The organism is Pareuzebyella sediminis (assembly GCF_008367235.1).
GTDB lineage: Bacteria > Bacteroidota > Bacteroidia > Flavobacteriales > Flavobacteriaceae > Pareuzebyella > Pareuzebyella sediminis.
The window spans coordinates 1-26,494 of sequence record NZ_VTZS01000005.1 but is presented as its reverse complement, the minus strand read 5'-3'; the positions used below and the strand labels follow the sequence as shown (position 1 = coordinate 26,494).

At 42.2% G+C, this 26,494-nt stretch carries 13 protein-coding genes; 4 read left to right on the top strand and 9 right to left on the bottom strand.

The window, feature by feature from the left end:
• Positions 1–53: 53 nt before the first annotated feature.
• The 8 genes from F2B13_RS16290 to F2B13_RS16255 all read right to left on the bottom strand — a co-directional run bounded on the left by F2B13_RS16290 (position 54) and on the right by F2B13_RS16255 (position 12,099).
• Complete coding sequence (locus tag F2B13_RS16290) at positions 54–1,394, bottom strand: sulfatase family protein (protein WP_198440151.1); 1,341 nt, start codon at positions 1,392–1,394, stop codon at positions 54–56.
• A 135-nt stretch (positions 1,395–1,529) separates the two neighbouring features.
• Positions 1,530–2,642 (bottom strand): pyridoxal-phosphate-dependent aminotransferase family protein, encoded by a 1,113-nt coding sequence (locus tag F2B13_RS16285; protein WP_198440150.1) that lies wholly within the window; start codon positions 2,640–2,642, stop codon positions 1,530–1,532.
• Between the two features lie 45 nt (positions 2,643–2,687).
• A complete protein-coding gene (locus F2B13_RS16280; protein WP_149304671.1) occupies positions 2,688–5,558 on the bottom strand; it encodes an FAD-binding and (Fe-S)-binding domain-containing protein in 2,871 nt (956 codons plus the stop codon).
• A gap of 12 nt (positions 5,559–5,570) precedes the next feature.
• A complete protein-coding gene (locus tag F2B13_RS16275; RefSeq protein WP_149304670.1) occupies positions 5,571–7,235 on the bottom strand; it encodes an L-lactate permease in 1,665 nt (554 codons plus the stop codon).
• Between the two features lie 164 nt (positions 7,236–7,399).
• Positions 7,400–9,007: a sulfatase gene (locus F2B13_RS16270; RefSeq protein ID WP_149304669.1), complete on the bottom strand. Its 1,608-nt coding sequence runs from the start codon at positions 9,005–9,007 to the stop codon at positions 7,400–7,402.
• Between the two features lie 19 nt (positions 9,008–9,026).
• Positions 9,027–10,148, bottom strand: a complete 1,122-nt coding sequence (locus tag F2B13_RS16265; RefSeq protein WP_149304668.1) for a ThuA domain-containing protein — start codon at positions 10,146–10,148, stop codon at positions 9,027–9,029.
• 14 nt (positions 10,149–10,162) lie between these two features.
• Positions 10,163–11,011, bottom strand: coding sequence for a sugar phosphate isomerase/epimerase family protein (locus tag F2B13_RS16260; protein ID WP_149304667.1), 849 nt, complete (start codon positions 11,009–11,011; stop codon positions 10,163–10,165).
• Positions 11,012–11,214: 203 nt separating this feature from the next.
• A complete protein-coding gene (locus F2B13_RS16255) occupies positions 11,215–12,099 on the bottom strand; it encodes an AraC family transcriptional regulator (protein ID WP_149277181.1) in 885 nt (294 codons plus the stop codon).
• A gap of 390 nt (positions 12,100–12,489) precedes the next feature.
• Between F2B13_RS16255 and F2B13_RS16250 the strand changes: the two genes are divergently transcribed.
• The 3 genes from F2B13_RS16250 to F2B13_RS16240 all read left to right on the top strand — a co-directional run bounded on the left by F2B13_RS16250 (position 12,490) and on the right by F2B13_RS16240 (position 20,575).
• Positions 12,490–15,711 (top strand): PVC-type heme-binding CxxCH protein, encoded by a 3,222-nt coding sequence (locus tag F2B13_RS16250; protein WP_232625256.1) that lies wholly within the window; start codon positions 12,490–12,492, stop codon positions 15,709–15,711.
• A gap of 200 nt (positions 15,712–15,911) precedes the next feature.
• Positions 15,912–19,019, top strand: a complete 3,108-nt coding sequence (locus tag F2B13_RS16245) for a SusC/RagA family TonB-linked outer membrane protein (protein WP_149304666.1) — start codon at positions 15,912–15,914, stop codon at positions 19,017–19,019.
• Positions 19,020–19,042: 23 nt separating this feature from the next.
• Complete coding sequence (locus F2B13_RS16240; RefSeq protein ID WP_149277178.1) at positions 19,043–20,575, top strand: RagB/SusD family nutrient uptake outer membrane protein; 1,533 nt, start codon at positions 19,043–19,045, stop codon at positions 20,573–20,575.
• Between the two features lie 121 nt (positions 20,576–20,696).
• On the opposite strand, the gene F2B13_RS16235 is transcribed toward F2B13_RS16240, so the two are convergent.
• Positions 20,697–22,244: an FG-GAP repeat domain-containing protein gene (locus F2B13_RS16235; RefSeq protein ID WP_149304665.1), complete on the bottom strand. Its 1,548-nt coding sequence runs from the start codon at positions 22,242–22,244 to the stop codon at positions 20,697–20,699.
• A gap of 418 nt (positions 22,245–22,662) precedes the next feature.
• On the opposite strand from F2B13_RS16235, the gene F2B13_RS16230 reads away from it, so the two are divergent.
• Entirely contained in the window at positions 22,663–26,028 is a 3,366-nt protein-coding gene (locus tag F2B13_RS16230) for a VCBS repeat-containing protein (RefSeq protein WP_198440149.1), read from the top strand.
• The last annotated feature ends 466 nt before the right edge of the window (positions 26,029–26,494 follow it).

Genomic DNA, 26,494 nt, shown 5'->3' with positions numbered 1-26,494 from the left:
TAGAATATGTAGTTTGAACTATTTTCTATGGGTACGTAACGTTTTATACTTTTTTAATAATCGTTTCCTTGGGCGCTGTTCTCTTGAGATATTTTCCATTTGCGCCATATGGAAACCATTTTATCGAGCCTACCCGAATCTTTTGTAGCCAAATTTATCATTTCGCCCGAATCAAATGCAAGATTATATAATTCAAAACTCTCACCCCCATCTCTACTATAAATTTTGTAGTTATTGTCAATTAACGCCAATTGGTCTTGGAACTCAAATGCCAAAGGTTTGAACCGTTGCTTTACTTCTCCCTGTGCTATCGGCAGTAAATCGGTACCGTCGAACGGGCGTTTGTATTCTTTCAAATCCAATCCCAAGATATGGGCTACGGTCGGAAAATAGTCTGAAGTGAAACAAGGGATTTTTACCCGTGTGCCAGGTTTTACCTTTCCGGGCCATTCCATAATACCCGGAACACGTATGCCTCCTTCATTCAGACTCCTTTTTCTTCCTTTTAATCCTCTTGTACTACCTTGGGTGCGGCCTTTGGCCGACTTTCCTTCGGGCCCGTTGTCACTCGTGTAGAACACTACGGTTTTCTCCGAAATACCAAGAGATTTTAACTTTTTTCGAAGTCGTCCTACCTGTTGGTCCATGGCAGTAATGACTCCGTAATAATGCTGCTGATCTTCTGATAGGTGATTATAAGGTTTTCTATACACTTCTCCGGTCAATACTGGCAAATGCGGCGTATGAAACCAGATAATGCTTAGAAATGGTTTCTTTTCGTTTACGGCATTTTCGATGAATGGAATCACACGATCCATAATCACTCTAGAATCGTCGCCCTCCAAGTTTTCCGTTGCCATTTGACGGGGACCCGTCCAGTAGGCCGTATTGAAGGGTTCACCCTCCTTTAACGATTTGTTGACATCACCCGAACTTCTTGGTGGCGTAATCATAGGGTTCCATGTGGGCACTTTCGATTCGGTGACAAAACTTACGTCAAAACCATGATCCCATGGTGGGGCATAATCGGCATCGAACTTGGGCCGTCCTCCCCGATTGGCTTCTACGGTATCCTTAGTAAGTGTGCCCAAATGCCATTTGCCGAAGTGGCCCGTCACATAGCCTGTTTTTCTGGCCATTTCGCCCAGTGTGATTTCCTCGGCCTTTATATGGCCACAATTGGCATGGCATATGCCGTATCGTAAGGGATGCCGGCCTGTCATCACACTTCCCCTTGTAGGCGAACATACCGCAGATGCCGCATAGAAACGTTCGAAGACCGCACCATTCGCAGCCATGCTATCAAGATTCGGGGTTCGTAGATGGGGGTGGCCGTTGTATGCTGTATCGCCCCAGCCTTGATCATCAGCCATGAGTAGGATGATATTTGGCATTCCCTCATTCTTAATAGCGGCCTTCGATGTATTAGATCGTTGCGAACAGCCCATAAACATTAACATGACTAAAAGCCAGCAAGTACTTAAATTCATTCCTTTGCTCGTATTTACATAACGAAGTTTAATAAAACCTTACATTACTTTCTTAAGGGCCGCCAACAACATATTTACATGGTTGGCGTCAGAGCTTTCACCCATTAGCCCGATACGCCATATTTTACCGGCATAAGGGCCGAGACCTCCGCCAATCTCGATATTGTAATCGTCTAAAAGACGTTTCCTTACCTTGACATCGTCAACACCCTCAGGAATTCGTACGGCGTTCAACATTGGCAGGCGGTACTGCCTCTCCACTAAAAATTCAAACCCCATACTCTCGAGCCCGTCGCGTAACAGTTCATGATTTTTTTGGTGCCTTTTAAAACGATTTTCCAGTCCTTCTTCAAGGACGATACGAAGTGCCTCGCGCATGGCGTACATGGCGGATATAGGAGCTGTATGGTGGTAGGCCCTTTTAGCCCCTGTCCAGTAATTTTTGACCAGCGATAAATCTAAAAACCAGCTCTGAACTTTGGTTTTTCTATTATCAAGTACGTCTATCGCAGCCTGGCTAAAGGTGACAGGCGAAAGCCCCGGAGGTGCACTTAGGCATTTCTGGCTGCCCGCGTATAAGGCGTCGATGCCCCATTCATCAACTTTTAGTTCCGTTCCGCAATACGAGGTTACAGCGTCCACCACAAAAAGCGCTCCTGCCGCTTTTGTCAACTTGCTGATTTCTTCCAAAGGTTGCAATACCCCGGTAGAAGTCTCTGCATGTACAATGGCCAATAATTTGGGACTACCATTCTCCAAAACCTTTTTAATATCCTCAACTTTTATCGGAGTGCCCCACTCGGCCTCTACTTTGGTTACCTTTGCTCCACAGCGTTCCGCAATATCTGCCATACGGTTTCCGAAAACACCATGTATGCAGATTACCGCCTCGTCACCAGGCTCTAACAAATTTACAAGACACGTCTCCATGCCGGCGCTACCTGGTGCGGAAACTACGAAGGTTAGCGGATTTTTGGTTTGCAACGATTCTTGTGTCATGGTTTTGATATCGTCCATGACCTCTAGAAACTCTGGGTCTAAATGACCTATCAATGGCGTGGCCATAGCTCTTAATACCCGTGGATGAACCTCACTGGGGCCTGGACCCAATAGCACCCTTGTACTGGTTTTCATTTCATCTATTTCTCCCATCTTCTTTATTTTTATTGATTTGGATTTTTTAGATATTTTAAGATATTAATTATTTTTTACTGCCCTTATAACTTCTACAAAATGCTTTGGCCTTGCTTTTGTAAAATGGTGTATCTGGTGACGGCAACTAAAGCCACAAGCTACAATTTCATAGTTTTTTTGCAACTTCTCTACCGCAGGAAACAGAATTTCCGCTCCGATTTTTTCCGATAGATCGTAATGCTCCTTTTCGTACCCAAAAGATCCCGCCATACCACAACATCCCGAGGGAATTTCGGCAACATCCTTTTTTGAATTCTTTAGCAACGATTTCATATTATTCGTTCCATATAGTGCTTTTTGATGGCAATGCCCATGAATGGCCAAGGCTTCGGATACCAATTCAAAATGGACATCTAACCGTCCATTTTCAAATTCATTGGCCAAGAAGGCATCAATCATCATTACACCATTTTTTAATTGTCGAGCCGTTTTCTGGTCGGCAATCATATCGGGCAAGTCGTCGTTCAATGCCGAAGCGCAACTAGGCTCACAGACCAAGACTTTTAATCCTTTATCCAGATATTTTTTGAGCTCCCTAATTGTGTTGCCGCCATCTTTTTTTGCATCCCTTAAAAAGCCATGTGAAATTTTAGGCCTTTGACAACAGCCGACATTGGCTAAAATGACCTCATAACCGCAGGAATTCAGCAAATCCATGGCGGAAATACCGATTTGGGGTTCGTGATAGTTTAAATAAGTATCTGCGAACAAAACTACTTTTTTAACGCCCTTATTGGTTTTATGTGCATTTTCAGCAAACCATTTGTAGAAGGGTTCTTTAGCAAAATCGGGCAATATTCTACGTTTATCGAATCTTGCGGTGTGTTCTAAAACAGACCGAAACAAGTGGCTTTTTTGAATACTGTTTACCATACCCGCCTTCCATCCGGATAAATTTGCTGCCAGCTTTGCCGAATCGCGAATCAGTCGATCCCTTAAGGTAGTGCCGTTTTCGTCATAGTACATTTGAAGCGTATCGCTTTTCATTTTGGCCATATCCACATTACTGGGGCATTCCGATTTGCAGGCCTTACATGAAAGGCAAAGATCCATGACCTCGTGCAACCGATGGCTTGAAAGCCCCTTAGCACCAAATTGGCCTGACATTGCCATGCGAAGTGCATTGGCCCTACCCCTTGTGGAATGTTCCTCGTCTCTTGTAGCCTTAAAACTGGGGCACATGGTTCCGCCCAACACTTTGCGGCATTCACCAACACCCGTACACATATGCACGGAAGCCGCAAACCCTTCCTCCACTTCATATTTATATTCCGTTTTTACCTTTTGATCCCTATATGCTACGCCATAACGTAAATTGTGTTCTATAGTCTGGGCTTCAACAATCTTACCAGGATTCATCAAGTTATCAGGGTCAAAAAGACGCTTTACTTCCAAAAATACCCCATAGAGGATATCACCAAAAAAACGTTTATTGTAAGCACTACGTACTAGCCCGTCACCATGTTCCCCGCTCCAGGAACCTTTGTATTTCATCACAAGTTTAAAAGTATCCTCGGTGATTCTTTTTAATCTTTCGATATCTTCCGCCAACCTCAGATCCAGTATCGGACGCACATGGATTACACCTACACTGGCATGGGCATACATGGCCGCTTCCGTGCCGTGTTTTCGACATACCTTCAATACCTCATCGATATACTTTGGCAAGTGTTGCGAGGGTATTCCGGCATCTTCTATAAAGGCCAGAGGCTTTTTATTGCCTTTCAAACCCAACATCAGCCCAAGCCCCTTTTTTCTTATAACCCACACATCTTCATACGCTTGCCCTTCAAGAAACAACGGATAAGCATACCCGAAATTATTCGCCTTTAATTGCGCGATCATCTGTTTAGGTCGATCCAACACGTCCTCGGGAGTATCCCCATAAAATTCCACGACCATAATCGCAGCTGGAGCACCTTCAATAAAATGACAGTGGTGTTTTGTGGTCAAGTTTTCCTTACTTAACTGCACTACGGTACTGTCCAAAATTTCAACAGCGGACGGTTTGTATCCGAGCATGGTCTCTACCGATGAAATCGCCTCGAGAACTTTCGAAAAATGTACTACACAGACCGATTTATACGAGGGTAGATCGACCAGATTTAGCTTTAGCTCCATGGTAATGGCCAATGTTCCTTCACTACCACACACCAATTTGCTGAGATTCCATTGATTGGTATCTATAAATTCATCCAAATTGTAGCCCCCTACCCTTCGCATAACCTTGGGAAAACGGTCTTTAATCTCCTGAACGTTGTCTTCTATCAGTTTCTTGAATGCCGCATGAATCTCTCCTTCCCGATTCGGTTGTGAAGCTTTTTTCCGATATTCTTCTGGGGAACAGTTCTTTAAATACATTTCGGTGCCATCCGCCAAAACAACCGAGGCCTGTAGCACATGGTCAACGGTCTTTCCATAGAGGATACTCTTTGTTCCAGAAGAATTATTGCCTACCATTCCTCCAATGGTCGCCCTACTACTTGTCGCCGGATCGGGCGCAAAATGAAGTCCGTAGGGCTTCAATGCGGCATTTAAATCGTCTCGGGCCAACCCGGGTTGTACCCGTACCCATTTTTCGGTCGCGTTAATTTCCAAGACGGCGTTCATGTACTTTGAGAAATCCAAGACCATTGATTTACCCACGGTCTGCCCAGCCAAACTAGTACCCGCTCCTCTAGGAAGAATGGTAATTTTATGGGCTCGTGCCACAGCAATGGCTTTCTTAACATCTTCGCCATCCCTAGGTAAAACGATAGCAACCGGAGTTATTTGGTAAATACTGGCATCGGTAGCGTACATGCCTAAGGAGTAGTCATCTACCAATACATCACCCTTTATGTCCTTTTTTAATCTATTGTAGAAATCTTCCATTCAGTTGTTAATTCATAAGGTGATACTAAGCCCCAGTAAGCCCACTACCAACAAATAATATAGGGTCGGGATAATCGTTTTTCGAAGAACCATACCTTCTTTTCCGAGAAAACCTACAGTAGCCGAAGCCGCCACCACATTATGTATGGCAATCATATTTCCAGCTGCCGCACCCACAGCCTGAAGTGCCACAATAACGAATGATGGCATCGCCAATTTTGTGGCGACCCCGAACTGGAACAAGGTAAACATGAGGTTGCTTATGGTATTACTACCGGCAATAAAGGCTCCAAGAGCACCGACGGCCGGGGCGAATAAGGGATATACATCGCCTACATTTCCGGCGACCCATGCGGCCATGGCTATCGGCATACCGGGCAAACCGGATGGATTGATGCCCGAATTGATATAAATGCGAACCATAGGAATCGTAAATACAAGGACAAATCCTGCACCAACGAGGATCTTAGCACTTTCGGAAAAGGCCATTTTCACTTCCCTTAAGCGCATCTTATGCATCATAATAGTAATGAAACCTACCAAAAGTAGAATGGTGCCCGGCAGATATAAAGGACTACTCGATGCAGATATAGAGGTTCCCAAGATTTCTTTCCACTCGATGGTGATTCCGGTCAACCAGGTTTTAATTGGTAATTGTCCCAATCTCGTCAGTACCAATATGACAGCGAGAAGCACATAAGGCAACCACGCTTTTACCAGAGGTATTTTTTTTTGCGTATCCTGTTGATCCAATTTTACGTTTAATGTGCCCATCCAATGGGAGGGCCAATTTTTTTCGTTATCAAAAGTCCACCTCCCTTTAGGCATTAAAAATCCCCGTTTGGCAGCAAAAACAACGATTGGAATTCCTACAAGAGCACCCAATAACGAGGGAAATTCAGGGCCTAGAAAAGTTCCGGTAAGCACATAGGGAACAATAAAGGCGAGTCCGCCAAAAAGGGTGAACGGCAAAACTTGCAGCCCTTCTTTCCATGATTTGTCCTTACCAAAATAACGGGTCATCATGCAGACCATTAGGGTGGGTATAAACACCCCTGCCACAGCGTGCAATATGACCACTTGGGATGTTACCAATTGGATGTAGTCCGAAAATTCCAATCCAGAACTCGACAATTCAGCGGTAAATTCCGGGCTTTGTATACCGCCACTTACTCCTACTAATATCGGAGTGCCAACAGCTCCGAAAGTCACTGCCGTACTTTGTACCATCATCCCTAGCATAACCGCACAAAATGCCGGAAATCCGAGGCCCACCAATAATGGAGCCACTATCGCGGCAGGCGTACCAAAACCCGCGGCACCTTCTATAAAAGATCCGAATAGCCAGGCGATAATCACCACTTGTATTCTACGGTCTTCTGTTATGCTGGTAAAGCCCTTGCGGATAGTATAGATAGCCTTCGAATATTTTAAGAGGTTTAAAAGAACGATAGCACCGAAAATGATATATAAAATATCGAAGGTGATGAATAGACCTTGAATGCCCGATGCAAGAATATACCTGGGCGAATTGTGCCAAACCGAGAAGGCTATGATAACGGTTGCCAGAAGCGCAAGAGGCATTACCTGTTTAGCGGGAATCCTGAAACCTACAAGAAGTACTGTCGCCAAAAGAATGGGTGCAAAAGCCAAAAAGGTGAGCAGTGTTGGAGACATTTGAACGGACTTTAATTAGACGATGGAAATCCTTTTCCCAAGATACTGAACAAATTACCATCTTATATTTTGGAACTTATTCCTCTCATTAAAATGCACTTATATTAATCAACTATGGACACTCAGCGCTATTTCTTGCACTTAGCCATCAAACATTGTCTGAATTAGTCTTTTGTCAGTTTACTACCCCACCAATCTGGGTTAGGCTGAAAATCCTCGGAAAGAAATTCCATCCGTTGGGCCTCTAGGGCCGGCAACCTCTTGGTGACCATGTCTTCATGGCGCTTTTGGGCCAATTCGGCATTAAACTCAATATCTTTTTCGGGCATATTCGCCTCTACCTCTTTGAGCCACCCTAAAAGCGTATCGCTCATTGACTTTGCGATTTCCGGATGTTGATCCAAAACATTCGACTGTTCGCCGATATCGGTATCTAAGTTATAGAGTTCTTCGCTTCCATCTTCCCAATAATGAATGAGTTTCCAGTTCTTCTGACGAATTACCGAAGAAGGGTTTCCACCTTGGTTTCCGTAATGAGGATAATGCCAGAATAAGGGCCTATCCACATCGATTTCCTCGCCTTCCAAAATTGGTTTAAGACTGATTCCATCCTGATGTTGCTCTGGCAAAAGCTCGATTCCGGCCAAATCCAATAACGTGGGGTAAAAATCGGCCCCCGTTACCGGAAAATCATTTTCAGCCCCATTATTTTTCAACCAAGGAACCTTTATAAAATAGGGCTCACGAATACCTCCTTCCCATTGATACCCCTTTCCGCCACGTAAGGGCAGGTTCGAGGTAGAAAAAGCGTCTCCCGAGGCCACTCCCCCATTATCAGAAGTAAAGACCACTATGGTATTTTCTTCAAGGCCGGCATCACTCAATGCTTTTAACACCAAACCCACCGCTTCATCCATGGCTTCGACCAACCCTCCATAAATGGGATTGTCTTGTACGATACGTATGGGAAGCACCCGCTCCATTTCATAGCCCCTTTCAGCTATGCCTTGTGCCTCGGCCTTATCTCTATATTTCTGCCATTTCGGTTCTGATGTCTGTATTGGACCATGCACAGCATAAAAAGATAAAAATGCAAAAAAAGTACTGTCTTTCTGCTGTTTGATAAAATTGGCAGTTTCTTTCGCCAAACGCATCGACAGGTTTTCACCGTCTGTCTTATTCGGTAATTTAGGGTTCTCCCAAGGGGAAAAGTATCCTCCTATGGGACTTCCTTTTTCCCAACCACCTCGGTTTATGGTAAACCCATGCTCCTCGGGGTACGAACCTTCATTACCCAGATGCCATTTACCGGCAAAAAAAGTTTGGTATCCCTCCGCCCTCAAAGCTTCGGCCAATGAAACGTCACCTGCAGGCAACGAGTGATTATATTCTGCCGGCAAGAGTTTATCGTGGCGCCCATGCTTGCGCCAATCCGTTCCGGAGGCAGCACCGATCCAGTCGGTAATACCGTGCCTTGCCGTGAATTTCCCTAGCATTATGCTCGCCCGCGAAGGACTACAAACCCTACTGGCGGCATATCCTTGAGTGAATATCATACCTTCTTTCGCTATACGATCGACATTAGGAGTTTCGTAAAAGGTACTTCCCGTCACACTCAAATCGTGAAGACCTAAATCATCGACGAGAATAAAGACAATGTTCGGTTTTTTATACCTATCACTTTTTTCACTTTCGTTATTCTTACATCCTTGTATTCCTAGACAAAGAACTGCAAAAAAACTAAACTTTAGCAAGTGGAGGATCGCCTTCATTGTAGGTAAGAATAGTAGGTTATCTCAAACTCTCGATAACCATGTTTCTCTCCGGCCAATAGGCTTCTTCCCTAAATTCAAATTTGGTGGGATGGTAATCACCGACCAAGCTCACATCGGCCTTTTCAGGAATTGTCATATCAAGTGCCCAGTACACCCCGTTGACCAGCAACCTTCGTGTACCCTCTATTAGCATATCGTTCGCCGCACCGACAGTGGTGGTAAAGGCCTTCCCCTTTTTTCCTCCTGGTATCTGATAACTTTTAATCCATGTTACCGGCATCATGGGATCATTCAGCTTAACTCCCTTGTCATTTACTGTCGCAGGCTCATCGTCATCAGGGCTCATACCGAAAAAGATATCGCTCTCGTCATAGTCCCCTTTTCGGTTCGTCACCTGACCTAAAATTATGGGCTGGGCATCACCGGAAAGAGGCAACCGAACCCCGTATACATCGCTGGCGCCCCATACATCACCATCCTTTATACCGTTGGTAATTCCTGTTTCGGCAGCACCTTCGACTATGATACCCTTAGTACTCTGATGTTTATGGTGACCGTGATGATTGATCCATTTTTCACCTAAAACCAATCGACCAAAACCGCCTTCCCATTCCGTTTTATCACCTTCATAGTAGTTCCCGTAATGACGGAAGTTGGAAAGGGAATCTTTCGCAAAGTTGAACGCATGGGTAGCTGTACGAATGCCCATTACCGGTTTTCCAGACCTCAGGTAATCATCGATATATTTCATCTGCTCATCGGGCAAAGCCCGGAAGCGCGTGAAAATAACCATCATGTCCGCGGTCTCCAGTGCCTCCAATCCAGGAATATTATTTAAGTAGTTCGCATTTACAATTCCAGGTTTTGACTCTTCCTGCGCAAATAGCACGGTACAATGAAAGCCGTGGTGCTTCGATAAAATCTTGGCCAATTGCGGAAGGGCTTCTTCCGAACGATACTCTTCGTCACCCGAAATCAAAACAATCTGTTTCGCATTCGTACCGGAACCCTCAAAAGTCAACCATTGTTCCGGTGTATCTTTTATATTTTTAGTATCGGCTTGTTCGCTATCGGACTTCTTTTTTTGACCACAGGCCAACAAGACAAGACAAAGTAGCAGTGGTACAATATTTCTCATAGTTTTGTACATAATTATTTATTGTCAATTTTCATTCCCTCCCTTATAAGCTTAAGCCCTTTGGTATAGATTTCTTCCGATGGCGAATAATCTCGCCATACGTTTATGGCATTGGCAAATTCAGGTATAATGGTACTAAAAGCTTCTATCGTCAACCAGCCGTCATATTCTATTTCCCTTAGGGCACGAAAGGCATCTGACCAGTTTACCTGCCCACTTCCGGGGGTACCTCTATCGTTCTCGCTGATATGCACATGCTTTAAATAGGGCGCAATGGTCTTAATGGCTTCGTACTGGCTCTTTTCTTCAATATTGCTGTGATGGGTATCGTACATTGCCCCCAAATTTGGATGATCAACACGTTCGACCATCGTTTTTAGGTCGGCCATCGTATTGTATAGATAACATTCAAATCGATTTACGGCCTCAGGGGCAAGAACAATGTTGGCTGCCTTAGCATATTCGGCAGCTTTGTAAAGTACCTCGGCACTTCTGGCCTTTTCAACTTCTGTTGGCGGCTGACGCGTAAAAAAAGCAAAAGTGGAATGAAAAGGCCCACAAATCACCTCAACATTTGCCGCTTCGGCCACATCGATCGACCACTTCAGTTTCCGGAGCCCCGCTTCCCTAATTTTTTGATCTGGACTCGCAATATTCTCTTCGGGCGCTAGCGCAGCTACGGCGGTGACCCCCATTTCAATGTCGGAGAAATGGTTCCCCAATTTTGTATAATGCTTTACATCACCTTCTCCCAGAAACAATTCGATACCGTCATAGCCGGTCTTTTTCAAAGTATTAATAATGTCAAAATGACTTTCTGTTACATGGTTGGTCCATAATAACATATTCATTCCTATTTTCATGCAAATAACAATTTAGGTTGGTTCTAAGATTAATCAGGCCTTCTTTTAAGACCTATGGTCATTTATTGCTTATTTATTAAGCCGAATACAATCGAATTCAACAAATCTAAAGCTAAAAGAGGTTTTATAATTCCTTTATCTTAAAAAAAATCAGCATTTTCTTTTCTCCTTTAGGCGCATTTTCTCATTCTGAACATTTTAGTCTATCCCACATTGGTCTGAATATCGAGAAACAGTTTTCGATATTCGAGAGGGCTTAAACCCGTGATGGCCTTAAACTGCCTATTAAAATTTGAAAGCGCATTGAAACCACATTCGTAACTGATTTGTGAAATATTGAAATTGTCTTCCAGCAATAGCTTTCGTGCGTGCCCTATTCTAATTTCGTTCACAAATCTGGTAAAGGTCTTATTCGCTCTTGGTTTGAAATATCTACAAAAAGACGTCGTGGTCATATTCAACATTTCCGCCACTTCTTCCAAGGTTATTCTGGTTTTAAAATTTGTCATCACATAGTCGTAAACTTGACTCATTTTTTCCGAATCATTCCCTTTGAAAGAATTCACGTAACTCGGACTCGTCAAGAGTGCAAAGTCTTTCGTATTAGCAAGTATCTCCAAGATTTCCAATAATTTTATAATTCTTCGAAAACCTTTTTCATCGGACATTTCCAAAAGTAAACGACGTATTTGGTAGCGCACCTCCCCATAAAACTCCACACCTCGTAAAGAATTTTCCACCAACTTTCTAATAATATAAAACTCCTCTCTGCGCAATAATGATTTACTAAGAAGGTCGTGGTCAAAATAAATAACCAGGCCTCTAGTGACCAAGTTACTATCCTTTTCAAAGTAGGCATCGTCGCTGCGCCATAAATGAGGTAGGTTCGGACCGGTGAGAACGAGATCACCCTTCTTAAAGATCTGAACATTATCCCCTACAAATCTCGTTCCTTCGCCTTCCATGATATAAGAAATTTGAAACTCAGGATGAAAGTGCCAGATAGGGTTGAAGTGAGGGCCCACCAAATCCTTAAAGATAAAAGTCTCTTTCGGCGTAAGTGTCTTTTCGATACTAGGAGCACTCATAAATTTCGGTTTTAATTGATTTTTTGTTAAATATAGGACAAAAAAGTACCAACCTTTACTAAAAAACAGGAAATATAAATTATTAATGTGCCTTAATTTTGTATTTATAAATTGCGATTACGTGGCTTCAGCTGATACATTTTATAGAAAAATTAAAAAAATAGCCCTAAAATTGTAAGATTCACATCTGTGTTTTTGTGAAAGGAAAATTAAAGACTAGATATTCAGGGGTAGCCTTCTTCTTGAGAAGTAACTGCAATATTAGATGTAATTTGCTCCCGAATAGTCCGTACCTTAGGGAGTGCTATTCGATGGCAACATAAACGAATCATAAATTAAATTAAAAAGGCGATAATTGCTTTTTACATAAATTTTCAATTCCAGTAAAGAATGAACATTAAATTACGTTTGCCCCACAAGATGATCCTGCGCTCAGCACAAAGAAAATTATGGAAGTTCCAAACCTTAAAACTGGCTTTATTGCTGCTTGGGACGGTGGGATTTCAAAGTTGTGCGGACAAGCAAGAAAACCGATTGGAAATAGAAGATAATGCGCATATCGTGCTTATCGGCAACAATTTGTGCTCTCGTATGATCAATTTCGGACATTTTGAAACCGAAATGCAGCTCCGTTATCCGAATGACTCCTTGTTCATACGAAATATGTGCGACGGTGGCAACACTCCAGGATTTCGGCCGCACTCCGCCAGAAATTCCCCTTGGGCTTTTCCCGGGGCAGAAAAATTCCATCAAGATGAGCTTTCCAATAATTCGGGAAGTATCGGACACTTTCCGACAGAAGACGAATGGTTGACCGAACTAAAAGCGGATATCATTATCGCCTTTTTTGGTTATAATGAATCTTTTCAAGGTGAAGAGGGATTAGAAAATTATAAAAACGAGCTACACGCGTTCATCGAACATACCAAAAAGCAGAAATACAACGGCAACCATGCGCCCCAACTGGCCCTTGTTTCCCCCATTGCATTTGAGGATCTATCCTCAAAAATGGACTTGCCCAACGGGGTCGAAGAAAACAAAAACCTAAAAATGTATACCGAGGCCATGAAAGAGGTCGCTTCAAAAGATAGTGTGCTTTTCGTAAATGCCTTTGAACCCAGCAAAAATTGGATGGATACCGAAAGTGAAGACATCACGGCCGACGGATTTCAGCTGAACGACAGGGGTTACAAAAAATTGGCCACCTTATTGGCCGACAAGGTATTCGGGAAAGAAGAAAGGAAAGCCGAATCGAATAGAACACTGGTACACAATGCCGTCAACGAGAAAAATTGGTTTTGGCATAACGACTTTAAAATTCCTAACGGGGTGCACGCTTACGGAAGAAGATATGATCCTTTCGGTCCGGATAACTATCCTTACGAAATTGAAAAGCTGAAACAGATGACCGCAATTCGCGATACCGCTATATGGGAGGCCAATGAGGGTGTTCGAAAAGATTTGGCATCGGCCGATGCGAAAACCCGCACTTTACCACCGGTTCAGACCAATTACAAGCCAAGCGAAAAGAACGGTACTCCCGAATATCTTTATGGAGAAGAAGCCCTATCCCAGATCAAAACTGCGCCGGGCTATAAAATTGAACTTTTCGCCTCTGAGGAAGAATTTCCGGATCTGGCCAATCCTGTTCAAATTTCCTTCGACAATAAAGGAAGGCTTTGGGTCGCCGTTATGCCCAGCTACCCCCATTATAAACCAGGAGACAGTAAACCCAATGATAAGTTGCTCATCTTTGAAGATACCGATGGAGACCACAAAGCTGACAAACAAACAGTTTTTGCAGATAGTCTCCACCTAACCATTGGATTTGAATTCGCTCCGGAAGGCGTTTATCTCTCACAAGGAACAAACCTTGTACTTCTGAAGGATAATGACGGGGATGACAAGGCCGATGAAAAAGAAATTATTCTCAGCGGATTCGACGATCACGATACCCACCATGCCATCAGTGCGTTTACTGCCGATCCCTCGGGAGCCCTTTATATGGGAGAAGGTGTGTTCTTACATACCAACGTGGAAACCGCATATGGCACCGTACGTGCCACCAATGGTGGTTTCTATCGGTACAGCCCTCAAAAACACCATCTAGAGCGCACTGCGCAACTATCGATTCCCAATCCGTGGGGTATTGCATTTGATGATTGGGGACAGAACTTCTTCGCCCATACCTCCGGTCCGGATATGACCTGGATGATGCCCGGCACTATAAAACCACGTTACGGAGAGGCATCACCGCTTCCCGAAAATCTAATTGAAAACGAACATCGGGTACGGCCAACCTCAGGCCTCGAGTTTGTATCAAGTAGGCATTTCCCTGACAATATTCAAGGAGACATTATCATCAACAATACCATAGGGTTCTTAGGAACAAAGGAGCACACCATGGTCGATGACCCCAATAGCTCGGGATACCTTAGTAAACACCGACAAGACCTGATCTATTCCAGTGATAAAAATTTCAGGCCCGTTGATATGGAGTTCGCTCCCGATGGTTCGCTTTATCTTATCGATTGGAGCAATGTGCTCATCGGTCATATGCAGCATAACGCAAGGGATCCCTTGAGAGATCACGTGCATGGAAGGATCTACCGTATTACTTACCCATCGAGACCACTGGTCGAGCCTGCCAAGGTAGCCGATGCCAGTATCGAAACGTTATTGGACAATTTAAAATTACCCGAATACAGAACAAGGTACCGTACCCGTAGGGAGTTACGCGGCAGGGACAAGGATGCGGTATTGACTCAATTGAAAGACTGGGTCATGAACCTCGACCAAAGCGACGCGCGTTACGAACACCATCTTTTGGAAGCGTTATGGGTCACTTGGGGGTTAAACGATGTCGATGAGGACCTTTTGAAAAAGGTATTGAATGCCAAGGATTTCAGGGCTCGAACGGCTGCCGTTAGAGTGCTTCGATTTATCGGGGATCAAGTCGAGGATAAAGCAGAACTGCTCATGCAAGCCGCTAAAGACGATAATCCTCGGGTCAGGCTCGAGGCCTTGGTCGCCGCATCTTGGATGGACAAAGAAACTGGCATTCCTATTGTTACCGAAGCTGGCAAAAAAGGTCTTGACAAATGGATGGAAGAACCCTATGAGGCAGCCCTCGCTCACTTGAACAATCACAATATAGGTGAAAAGCCCAAAGAAGTTTTGGACAGTGACTTAAAAGGGAGCGATTTGGAATTGTTAATGGCCGGCCAAGAAATATATGAGCGTGACGGGTATTGTGCGACATGCCATCAAACTGATGGAAAAGGACTGCAAGCTTCAGGATTTCCTCCATTGGCAGCATCAAAATGGGTAACTGGCAACGAAGAGCGACTCATTAAATTAACGACAAAAGGACTTATGGGACCGATAAACGTAAATGGTATCGATTATCCAGGACAGGTACCCATGACTCCCTTTGGCCAATTGCTCAACACAGAGGAAATGGCGGCCGTGCTTACCTATGTCAGGAATTCCTTTGGCAACAAGGCACCCGCCATTACTCCTGAAAGAGTAAAAGAAGTACAAGAAAAAATCAGGAATAAAACTGGTTTCTATAGTCCGGAAGAACTACTTAAAGAGCATCCTCTTCAGTGATTGATTCCTAAAAAAGTATAGCAAGAATTAGCATTTCACCTATTTATTGACTATTATTTTTTCATATTCTTATAATTGAGGATAAAAAAATAGTACTTTTTGTAAACTAAGAGGTAGACAAGGATGGATCTTTCAGCTACTTTTGATACAGTTTCTTTATTAAGTTAAAGAGTTTTCCTAAAAAACCAATTCAATAGATCATGAATAATATACAATTACTAGTACGTAATGCTTTTAAGTGCTGTATTGGCATCTTTTCCTTAATTCTCTCTTGCGGTTTATATGCAAGTCCACCCGATAATTCATTGGAGGCCCCTAAGAATACCTCTAATACCACCCTGTCGATACAAGATTTTTCCGTAAAAGGTACGGTCTTGGATAATAATGGTCAACCACTGCCTGGCGCAAGTATCGTAGAAAAAGGAACGACAAATGGTACCCAAACAGATTTTGATGGTAATTACGAAATAGAGGTCTCTAATGGTAATGCCGTTTTGATCATTTCGTATGTCGGTTTCGCAACCCAGGAAATACCCGTCGAAAATCGAAATAGCATTAATATCGTACTGGAAGAAGATGCCGCAAGTTTAGAGGAGGTCGTCGTCGTAGGTTATGGAACACAAAAAGAAGCTTTATTGACGGGTTCGGTAGGTCTTGTCAATAAGGAGGAAATTACCAAAGTGTCGTATGCTAACAGTGCTTCGGTACTACAAGGCAGGGTGCCAGGGGTTCGTGTAGAGGCAAATGGAGGTGCTCCCGGAGCGGGCGTTAACGTAGTCATCAGAGGAACTGGGTCATTTGGTAACGATCAACCATTATATGTGGTCGACGGGAACATTGTAGGGTCTATGTCATTTTTAAATCCGAACGATATTGAATCCGTTAGTGTTTTAAAAGATGCTTCTTCGGCAGCTATCTATGGAAGTCGTGCCTCGAATGGGGTCGTATTGATTACGACTAAAAAAGGTAGTGTAGGCGATGTAAAAATCAATTTTGAATCAAAAATTGGATATCAGACCCCGACGAGTTACTTGGATTTGCTCAATGCCCGCGAATTTGCAGACTGGCATAATATGGCTAGAGATAACGATGGTGATGCTCGAGCAATTCCGAACGATACGGGTTTTGACCCAAGTATTGATACAGACTGGCAAGATGTACAGCTTAATCCCGCGTTATATCAAGAATACAGCGTAAATATCTCTGGGGGATCTGAGAATGCCCGATTTTATGTATCTGGTCAGCTTCTCGATCAAGAGGGTGTGGTCGTAGACTCCGATTTTAGACGGTATAACTTTACCGTGAATACCAGTTTCAATAAAGGAATTTTCTCGATGAACCAGAGTCTATTGCTATCACGCGAAGAAGACAATCCTAACAATTTTTTCTCTCGGGAAGGTGAAGTTCCGCCAACAATTCCAATATATAATGAAAATAATGAAGGAGGGTTTGCAGGCCTAGATCCTAATTTCTATGGTATGGCCAGAGGAATCAATTGGTATGGTAGGGCCATTTTGCATGACAATCTGTATACCACTGACCGAGTGGTAGGTTCAATTCAACCCAAACTGCAATTGACAAAAAATCTAGTGTATAAGTTGAACTTGGGTATCGACTATTCCGTTCAACATAATTATGCCTTTCAACCGACCTTCTTTCAAAGTACTTCACAAGAGGCCTCGGAGGTAATCGCCTCGCTAAACGAGAATTATGTTAGGTCATTGAGTTCGCTAATGGAAAATACGCTTGAATATTCGAATACTTTTGGTAAGCATGGGCTTACTCTTTTGGCTGGGTTTACGACCCAAGCGATTAAAGCCCGTTCTGCAGGAGGTGTGGGTACTAATTTCATTTTTAATGATTTTAGGGTACTTGATGCCGCCGATGACAATACCGACAATACTACCGGTAATTTGCAAGAAAATGCATTGACTTCGTATCTCGGGCGTATCGACTATGATTATGATGGTAGGTATATCTTAAGTGGCACTATTCGTCGTGACGGATCATCTAGGTTTAAAGAAGATAATCGTTACGGCTTTTTTCCTTCGGGTTCGCTAGGTTGGCGAATTAGCAAAGAAAGTTTCTTCCCGGATGAAGGCTTCGTCAGTAATTTGAAGCTACGCGGAAGTTATGGCTTGCTGGGTTCTCAAAACGTAGGGAATTATGTAACTTCAAGTGTTTTGAATGTAAGTAACTTCTATAATCTAGGCGGTTTTGTTCAAGGAGGATCTACCGTGGCGCAATTGGCAAACCCCAACTTAAAATGGGAAACTACGACCATTCAGAATTACGGTATCGATGCTGAATTTTTAGCCGGTAAAATCAGTTTTTCAGCGGAATATTACAAAAAGCGATCAGAAGATATATTGGTAAACGTACCTATTCCACTTAGTGGAGGTTTAGGAAATGTTTTGTCTAACAATGCGGCGACCATTGACAATCAAGGATTTGAGTTTGGAGGGTCGTATCGCCATTTTTCACTCAATGACGGACTGAATTTCGATATAACGGCAAATTTCAATACGGTTAACAATGAAGTAATCGCCCTTGGAGAAGGGGTAAACCCAATAATAGGAGGTGGGTATACCCAAGGGGGCTATTCGGCCACAAGAACAGATGTAGGTCAGCCGGTGGCTAGTTTTTATGGTCTGTTGACCGAAGGAGTATATCAGACCCAAGCAGAAATAGATGCAGATGGTAGAACCAATGCGGTATTGGGCGATATGAACTTTGTCGATCTTAATGGTGATGGCATTATTAATGACGATGACCAGACCTATCTGGGGAGTGCCATTCCTGATTTTGAATACAGCTTGGCCATTAACATGGACTATAAAGATTTCGACCTTTCAATTTTTATACAAGGAGTTGAAGGAAATGAGCTATGGAACGGTAAAAGATATCATCAAGTGCTCGATGGTACTAGAGGATTGAAAAGAAGGGAAGCCTTAGATGCATGGACCCCGCAAAATACAAATACCACAGTTCCAAGAGCTACGATTCGAGATTTGGCCCTGAACAAAAGACCTTCGGATTATTTGGTAGAAGATGGGTCTTACTTAAGGCTAAAAACGGTTCAGCTTGGTTACACGTTGCCGAATGAGATTACGAGTAAATTTTATGTGTCTAACCTAAGACTCTATATTGCGGGTCAAAACCTGTTAACACTCACTGATTATCAAGGGTATGACCCTGAATTAGGTAGGCCCTTAAATGGCCAAGGCAGCCTCTTCGATAGCGGGGTTAATCGTCGGGCATATCCGAATAACAAAAACTTGCTATTTGGAGTTCAAGTTGGATTTTAAAAAGAAAATTAAAAAATATAAAGATGAAAAGTAAAATAAAGATTTATATCGTTTTAGCTTTCAGTAGCTTCTTTACGCTAAATAATTGTTCGGATGAACTTGAATTAACGAATCCGAATAGTCCTACTCCGGAAAGCTTTTGGAAAACCGCCGAGCATGCCGAAGGCGGATTGACAGCCGTCTATGCGCCACTTCCAACAATTCCAATGTTTGGAAGGATATTGGTAGGATTGCATTTGATTCATAGGTCTGATATTGCAAACCCCTTTCCGCAATCGAACGTTAACGATGCGGGAGCTTTGCAGGTTAGACCTGAAAACCCAAGACTTATTGAAATTTACAGCGAATGGTATAAAATGGTTGCCCGTGCCAATCAGGTTATCAACAGGGTACCCGATATTGAGATGGATGAGGCAAGGAAGCAAGAGATTTTGGGAGAGGCCCATTTTTTAAGAGGTTTCGCGTACTTCTATATCGTAAATCTTTGGGGTACTTCGCCATTAAGCTTGGAGGAATCTCAAGGTTTGGAAGATCTTTTCTTGCCCAATTCAACGGTAGAGCAGACCTACGCGGCCATAATCAATGATTTTTCCATTGCACAGTCTAATTTACCCTCAGACGGAAGTTTGCCTAAAGGGGAAATCGGTAGGGCTACTTGGGGTGCCGCCACGGCTTTTCTTGGCAGATCCTATTTGTATACCGGAGATTTTTCAAGCGCCGCAGCAGAATTTAAAAAAGTCATTGACTCTGGTATATACAGCCTTAACGAAAACTACAACGATAATTTTACGGAGGAGATATCCAATACCCCAGAGTCGATCTTTGAGATTCAATACGACGGTAACGAAACCGGAGGTTGGGGTGGATCAGGCGGAAATGTTTGGCGTGCCCAGGCTTGGGAGGCCGATATTGCCCCTCGCAATTACAGTAGCCAACAGAGCATGAGCGTCAATGATTGGGTACTCGATTTGTTTTTGAGCGAGCAAACCGTTGATGGAGAAGAAGATCCAAGGGCCAAAGCTACCTTATTATGGAATTATCCTGGAGCTAAGATTTACCAAGATGATTTTGCCGAAACCATGCTAGGCGATGATTTGGATCGGGTCTGGGTTAGAAAATACCTTAACTTCAGAAGAGAAAACTCGCTAACACCAGGTGCTTGGCAAGGAGCTACGAACAACTGGAAAATATTTCGTTATGCCGACTTATTGTTAATGTACGCCGAAGCAGAAAACGAAATAAACGGTGGTTCGCAAGATGCACATGACGCCCTCAATGAAGTGCGTGACCGGGTAAACATGCCCAATGCAGTAGGGCTTAACCAGACTCAACTACGACAGGCCATTAGAGATGAAAGAGTAAAAGAATTGGCGATAGAAGGTAATCGTTTCTTTGATTTAAATCGATGGGGCATTGCGGCGGACAGGTTCGAACAACATCCTGAATTTAGGTCAAATAGCCAAGGTGTATTCATTCGTGGACAACATGAGTACCTGCCTATACCTGCGCAAGATGTAAATTCAAACCCGAACCTAAATCAGAATCCGGGTTACTAGTAAAAAAATAGCAGTTTTGAGTTAGTTGAGAATAATCCTCGGTGCTTGTCGCCGGGGATTGTTTTATTGTGCCTTTATAAAAACCGTCGAACGCGTTTTGAAAGTGGCTCAAAATCCTTATTCATTGAAATCTCCCTTTCCCTGTTGAAAGGTTTTGCCTATTATCTAATAGTATAAGTGTAACTACTTCTTCTTTTTGAGGTTTAAAAAAAGTCTTTTTCTTCCGTAGCCCTTTCACATTAAAACTGCCTACCATAATATCAATATCACCATCGCCGTCATAATCTCCCTTTGCCATGGTGAGCCATCCACTCGAGAATTCATCCTTAAAGGTATACGACTTAAATTCATAATTCATCGAAGCTTTGTTTTCTAGGTATACAAAGCTCTCTCGGGGAGTATTTTCCCTGTCATTGAACAAAGCTGAAATTGCAAAATCGTAATCCCCATCTAAATCATAATCATCGGCCAACACCCTAGTCGCTCCATATAAAGGGTAAAACCATTTTTGGTTGAACATGTTCGACCCATTGTTCAGAAATAATCGGATACCGTGATAAGGTTTGAGAAAAATCGAGTAATCTGCATTATCGCCGTTTGTCATTACAATATCGAGGTCCCCGTCGGAGTCGTAATCTATAAGTTCGAACCAGCTTGAACCAAATTCTGGCGGTAACCGGATAACTTGTTCACTGCTAAATTGCAGGTTTGATTTCTGGTAAAAGATAAAAACACCTTCATTACCCTGGGCAAACAGTGCGACGATGTCTTTTTTTCCATCGCCATCCATATCGGCTATTTCAAGCTTTACTGCCCCTGGTAATGTAGACAATGCCCTTTTGTCATATCCATTTTCTCCTACTTCCAAAAGGGATAACTGACCAGTCAAATTGCCGAATTCACAAATTAGAAATTCATCTTCCCCATCATCGTTCAAATCGACAATTTCGAGAAAAACCGGCCGGTGCAACTCTTTGGCGATGGTATCGGAAATGCCCATTCTAATTTTTGAAAATAATCCCAATGGGATTTCACTAGGGTTTAATATTCCGACTTCGGTCACGAAGAAATTATTTTCCTTTGGATTATATGAAGTTACCGCCGACTTAAATCTCTCGGTAATATCTATTTTTTGATTGGGCCATTGATGTAAATCGCCATTTGCATCTGCAATTGAAAACAAATGATGGACACTATCGAACTGTATGGATGTTATAACAGGATCGGAACGTTTTGGTAATTCTATTTTCCGAAGTGAAAATTGAGCGAGATCAGAGTTTCTTTTTTTTCTGGTCATATCGATTGGAATCGAATCTGGTGCAAGACCGACTATATAGTCATGTATGCCCCACCATGTAGCACTATCAATCATTCGTTCATCGGGATATTTGTTGCTCCGATTGATATATAAGCTCTCTTTAGCGGTTTGATACCGGTAAGGATCAAAATCATTATACCGATACCCCATTCTTGCGGCCATTTCGGGCAAGACAGAATTCTTCCAAATGGTCTTCGGAATACTTGTTGGGTCCGGGGCCATATGACAACTACCACAATGATGATCGAATTGGGTCTTGCTTGACCGTTGATTTTCACTTTCGCAAGACAAAAAGAGCAAGCTAATGACATGGAGGAAAAATACCTGCTCCTTTAGCATCTTTCTAATCATAATGGCTTCTTAAGTTGATGGCAATAAAATAATTGAAAATCATCGTAACCTTTTAAACTCAAACTAGTTTTTAATCGTCTATAAAGTGAATTTTAAAGGAATTTGAAGTTGTTCGCGATAAATCTGTTCAACCCATTCTACGAAATCATTCTGGCCTAAAATCCATCACAAAAATGGAATGAACATATTGGAACCCTTGGTAATTATCGCTAAATTACAGTTTCTAAACGAAAAATTATTTCTTTCATAAAATTTCTACCAAAAGCAAACTTATCATTAATCCCTTTTTAATTTTTCTGTGTCTTTTGATCTTTTTTAATCCTGTAAACTTAAATATTTCAGTAGTGATTTATAGGGTCATGATAAAGTTATGACTACTATACAGAGTAAGCCTAACATTCTTATGAAAGGATTTCCAATGAAAGCTAAACCCAAAAACACCGCGGTAAATTATATGCGAAAAACAATGAAATTTTTAATGGTTCTTCTTTTAGGGGGGTTCCTTGGGTGCTCAAAAGGGGATGAAAATAAGAAGCTTCAAAATAAAGGTTTCAAGAATATAAAATCAGAAAAATCAGGAATAGCATTTAGTAATGATATAATTACATCCGATACCTTTAATTATAATACTTTTCCTTATATCTATTTGGGAGGTGGAGTTGCATTGGGTGACATAAACAACGATGGGCTAACCGATATTTATCTTACGGGTAACATGGTACCCAATAAGCTTTATCTTAATTTGGGTAATTTACAATTTAAAGATATAAGTGTAAACGCTTCGGTAGCCGGTGATTCAAGATGGTATACGGGGGTCACTATGGTCGATATCAATTCAGATGGTTGGTTAGACATCTATGTAAGTGTATCTGGTCTAGGTGATAATACCCAGAACCAACTTTTCGTAAACAATGGCGACCTTACCTTTACCGAAAGGGCGGCGGAATTTGGTATCGCAGATCCAGGGAATTCCATACAATCTACTTTTTTTGATTACGATAATGATGGTGATCTCGATGCCTATGTGGCCAATTACCCCATTATACCTTTGACAATGCCCAATTACTTCTATCATGATAAGATGGAGGCCAAAGATATAGAAGAATCTGGCCATCTCTTTAGAAATGAGGGGAACGGTACATTTGAAGATGTCACGATCGAGTCAGGAGTTTTGAATTTTGGACTTTCGTTGGGCATAGCTGTAAGTGACTTCAATAACGACGGATGGCAAGACCTTTACGTATCAAACGACTTCAACGTACCTGATTATTTCTATCTGAACAATGCTGATGGTACCTTCAGTGAAAAACTTCAAAAAAGCACCCGACAAATTTCAATGTTCGGTATGGGGGTCGATGCTGCTGATTTTAACAATGATGGTTTAATGGATTTGTTCCAAGTCGATATGACACCCGCTGATCATTATCGTTCAAAAACCAATATGGCAAGTATGGATCCATCGTCCTTTTATTCAGGAGTTGCCCTAGGCTTTCATTATCAGTATATGCAAAATAGTTTTCAAGTGAACAATGGTATTAATAATGAAGGAGTTCCGATTTTCAGCAACGTGGCCAGGCTGTCGGGCGTGGCAACAACCGATTGGAGCTGGGCACCCCTTTTTGCAGATTTCGACAATGACGGATTGAAGGATATTATGATTACCAATGGGATGCGCCTTGATGTCAATAATAATGATCTATTAAGCAGGGAGAACAACACCTCCATTATTCCCGAAAAAATAGATATGAACAAAGCTCCATCAACTCCGATTGCCAATTACCTCTTCAAAAATATGGGCAACTACGAATTTGAAAATGTTTCCGAAAATTGGAATATAGACTTCAAAGGTTTTTCGAATGGATTAGCCTATGGCGATCTCGACAATGACGGAGATTTAGACATGGTGCTTAACAATATCGACGATAAAGCAAGTCTTTTAGAAAATAACAACACGGGCTCGAACTACATAAGGGTCGCACTCAAAGGGGATACTGAAAATCCACTGGGAATCGGTACAAAAGTTAAAGTAACTATTGATGGAACTGTGCAGTGGTTAGAACAACATCTAAGCAGAGGTTTTCAATCAAGTATCGAGCCCATATTACATTTCGGCCTCGGAACCTCCGAAAATATAGATGAGTTAAAGGTCATATGGCCTGATGGAAGTACAGAAACCTTATCAAATATTGCCGCTGATCAAACCCTGAAATTGTTATACGAGAACGCAAATAAAACCGACGTCCCGCAGAAACCCAAAAAGGCTTTTTTTAAAGATATAACTTCAGCCACCCAATTGAAGTTCAGGCATATCGAGGACGCCTATAACGACTATTTTATAGAGCCATTACTTCCACATAGAAACTCAAGGCTTGGTCCCGCATTATCGGTTAAAGATATTAACAATGACGGATTAGACGACATTTTTATCGGCAATGCCACAGGAAGTCAAGGAAAACTGTTTGTGCAGAATGACGAAGGTACATTTACGGAACTATCCGGACCGTGGACCGATGATAGTTCTTATGAGGACACAGGGGCGACTTTCTTCGATGCCGACAACGATGGAGATCAAGACCTATATGTTGTTAGTGGTGGAAATAATTATGGAGTTGATGAAAAATTTTATCAAGATCGCCTGTACATGAACACCCCTGAGGGTTTTATACGAAATAAGACCGCTTTGCCTGAAATTGTTTCCAGTGGACAAAAAGTAATCCCTGCAGATTATGATGGAGATGGCGATTTAGACTTGTTCGTTGGGGGTCGCATCGTACCCGGACATTATTTACAACCCCCAAAAAGTTATCTTCTACGAAATAACGGCGGAACCGATGATGCTATATCATTCGACGACATCACTTTGGAAAAGGCTCCCGAACTCAGAAATATAGGTATGGTAACAAGTGCGTTATGGCATGATTTTAATATGGACGGTTATATAGACCTCATTCTCGCCGGAGAGTGGATGCCCCTCACCTTTTTTGAAAATAAAAATTCGGCCTTAACCAATGTTACAGAAAAATTACACCTATCGGAAACGGTAGGTTGGTGGAATAGTTTGGCAGTTAAAGATTTAGACAATGACGGAGATATGGACATCGTTGCAGGAAATTTGGGCCTAAACTCCAAATATAAAAGCACTAAAAAATCACCATTTGAAATCTATGTAAATGATTTTGATGGTAATAATAGGCCCGATATCGTACTGAGCGTAACTAAAAAAGGAGTCAAACTTCCTTTACGGGGAAGAGAATGTTCTTCACAACAAATTCCTTCGATAAAAGGAAAATTCGAAAGCTTTGATGCATTTGCATCTGCCAATTTAAATGAAATATATGGCGAGCAAAAGCTAAAAGATGCCACTCATTTTGCCATAGATACTTTTGCCCATCAATGGCTTGAAAATACAGGAAATGGAACGTACCAGATGCACGAGCTACCTGTTGAATCACAACTTTCCTCCATCAATGATATTGTCTTTTTTGATTATAACAACGACAGCTTCACCGATATACTAATCGCCGGAAATCTATATGATACTGAGGTTGAAACACCGAGGTCCGATGCGGGAATCGGCCTTGTTCTCCAGAATATGCTAGGCAAAGGTTTTAAAGCAATATCCATGTCCGAAAGCGGATTATTGTTGAATTATCAAGTGAAAAATATTGCTCCGATAAAGCTGTCCCCAAAAGGTACCAAAGGGTTTGTCATCGCAACTAATAACGATAGCCTAAGAATTATATCGCAGAAACCCTATGACAATGCATTTAAAAATGGGTCTTAAATGACAAGTACTAAACATTTCAAATTTAGAAAAGTACTTTACTTTTTCTAGTGTCCTTTTGAAAGCACGACTAAAAACCCGTACTATTTATCGAATAACCCGACTAGAAGCTATCTATTATCTGGGATTTTGATTTGCCACCGAGTTACCGATTGCGATGGCCATGATTAGTTTTGAAAGGAGTTGTATTTGAAGACCAAGAAAACGGAAAAACCGATTCAATAGAAAAGACGCTGCGGTTATTCTAAGTGCTATGTAAAAAATTGGTTGTAGCTCTAAATTCTAAATCAATTATCTGATAAAAATGGTACGTCGATTTAATCGCCGAATATTCTTCTTAGTATTAAGATTCTCAAATTAAGAAAATAAAAAAACCCGATACTTTTCAGTATCGGGTTTTTCGAAGAAAGGCGGCATCCTACTCTCCCACCTGGTGTGGCAGTACCATCGGCGCTGGCGGGCTTAA

Coding starts and splice junctions, on each gene's coding strand:
- F2B13_RS16285 (WP_198440150.1), bottom strand. CDS start 2,642: ATGGGAGAAATAGATGAAATGAAAACCAGTACAAGGGTGCTATTGGGT.
- F2B13_RS16250 (WP_232625256.1), top strand. CDS start 12,490: ATGAACATTAAATTACGTTTGCCCCACAAGATGATCCTGCGCTCAGCA.
- F2B13_RS16255 (WP_149277181.1), bottom strand. CDS start 12,099: ATGAGTGCTCCTAGTATCGAAAAGACACTTACGCCGAAAGAGACTTTT.
- F2B13_RS16275 (WP_149304670.1), bottom strand. CDS start 7,235: ATGTCTCCAACACTGCTCACCTTTTTGGCTTTTGCACCCATTCTTTTG.
- F2B13_RS16240 (WP_149277178.1), top strand. CDS start 19,043: ATGAAAAGTAAAATAAAGATTTATATCGTTTTAGCTTTCAGTAGCTTC.
- F2B13_RS16280 (WP_149304671.1), bottom strand. CDS start 5,558: ATGGAAGATTTCTACAATAGATTAAAAAAGGACATAAAGGGTGATGTA.
- F2B13_RS16260 (WP_149304667.1), bottom strand. CDS start 11,011: ATGAAAATAGGAATGAATATGTTATTATGGACCAACCATGTAACAGAA.
- F2B13_RS16235 (WP_149304665.1), bottom strand. CDS start 22,244: ATGATTAGAAAGATGCTAAAGGAGCAGGTATTTTTCCTCCATGTCATT.
- F2B13_RS16245 (WP_149304666.1), top strand. CDS start 15,912: ATGAATAATATACAATTACTAGTACGTAATGCTTTTAAGTGCTGTATT.
- F2B13_RS16265 (WP_149304668.1), bottom strand. CDS start 10,148: ATGAGAAATATTGTACCACTGCTACTTTGTCTTGTCTTGTTGGCCTGT.
- F2B13_RS16290 (WP_198440151.1), bottom strand. CDS start 1,394: ATGCCAAATATCATCCTACTCATGGCTGATGATCAAGGCTGGGGCGAT.
- F2B13_RS16230 (WP_198440149.1), top strand. CDS start 22,663: ATGAAAGCTAAACCCAAAAACACCGCGGTAAATTATATGCGAAAAACA.
- F2B13_RS16270 (WP_149304669.1), bottom strand. CDS start 9,007: ATGAAGGCGATCCTCCACTTGCTAAAGTTTAGTTTTTTTGCAGTTCTT.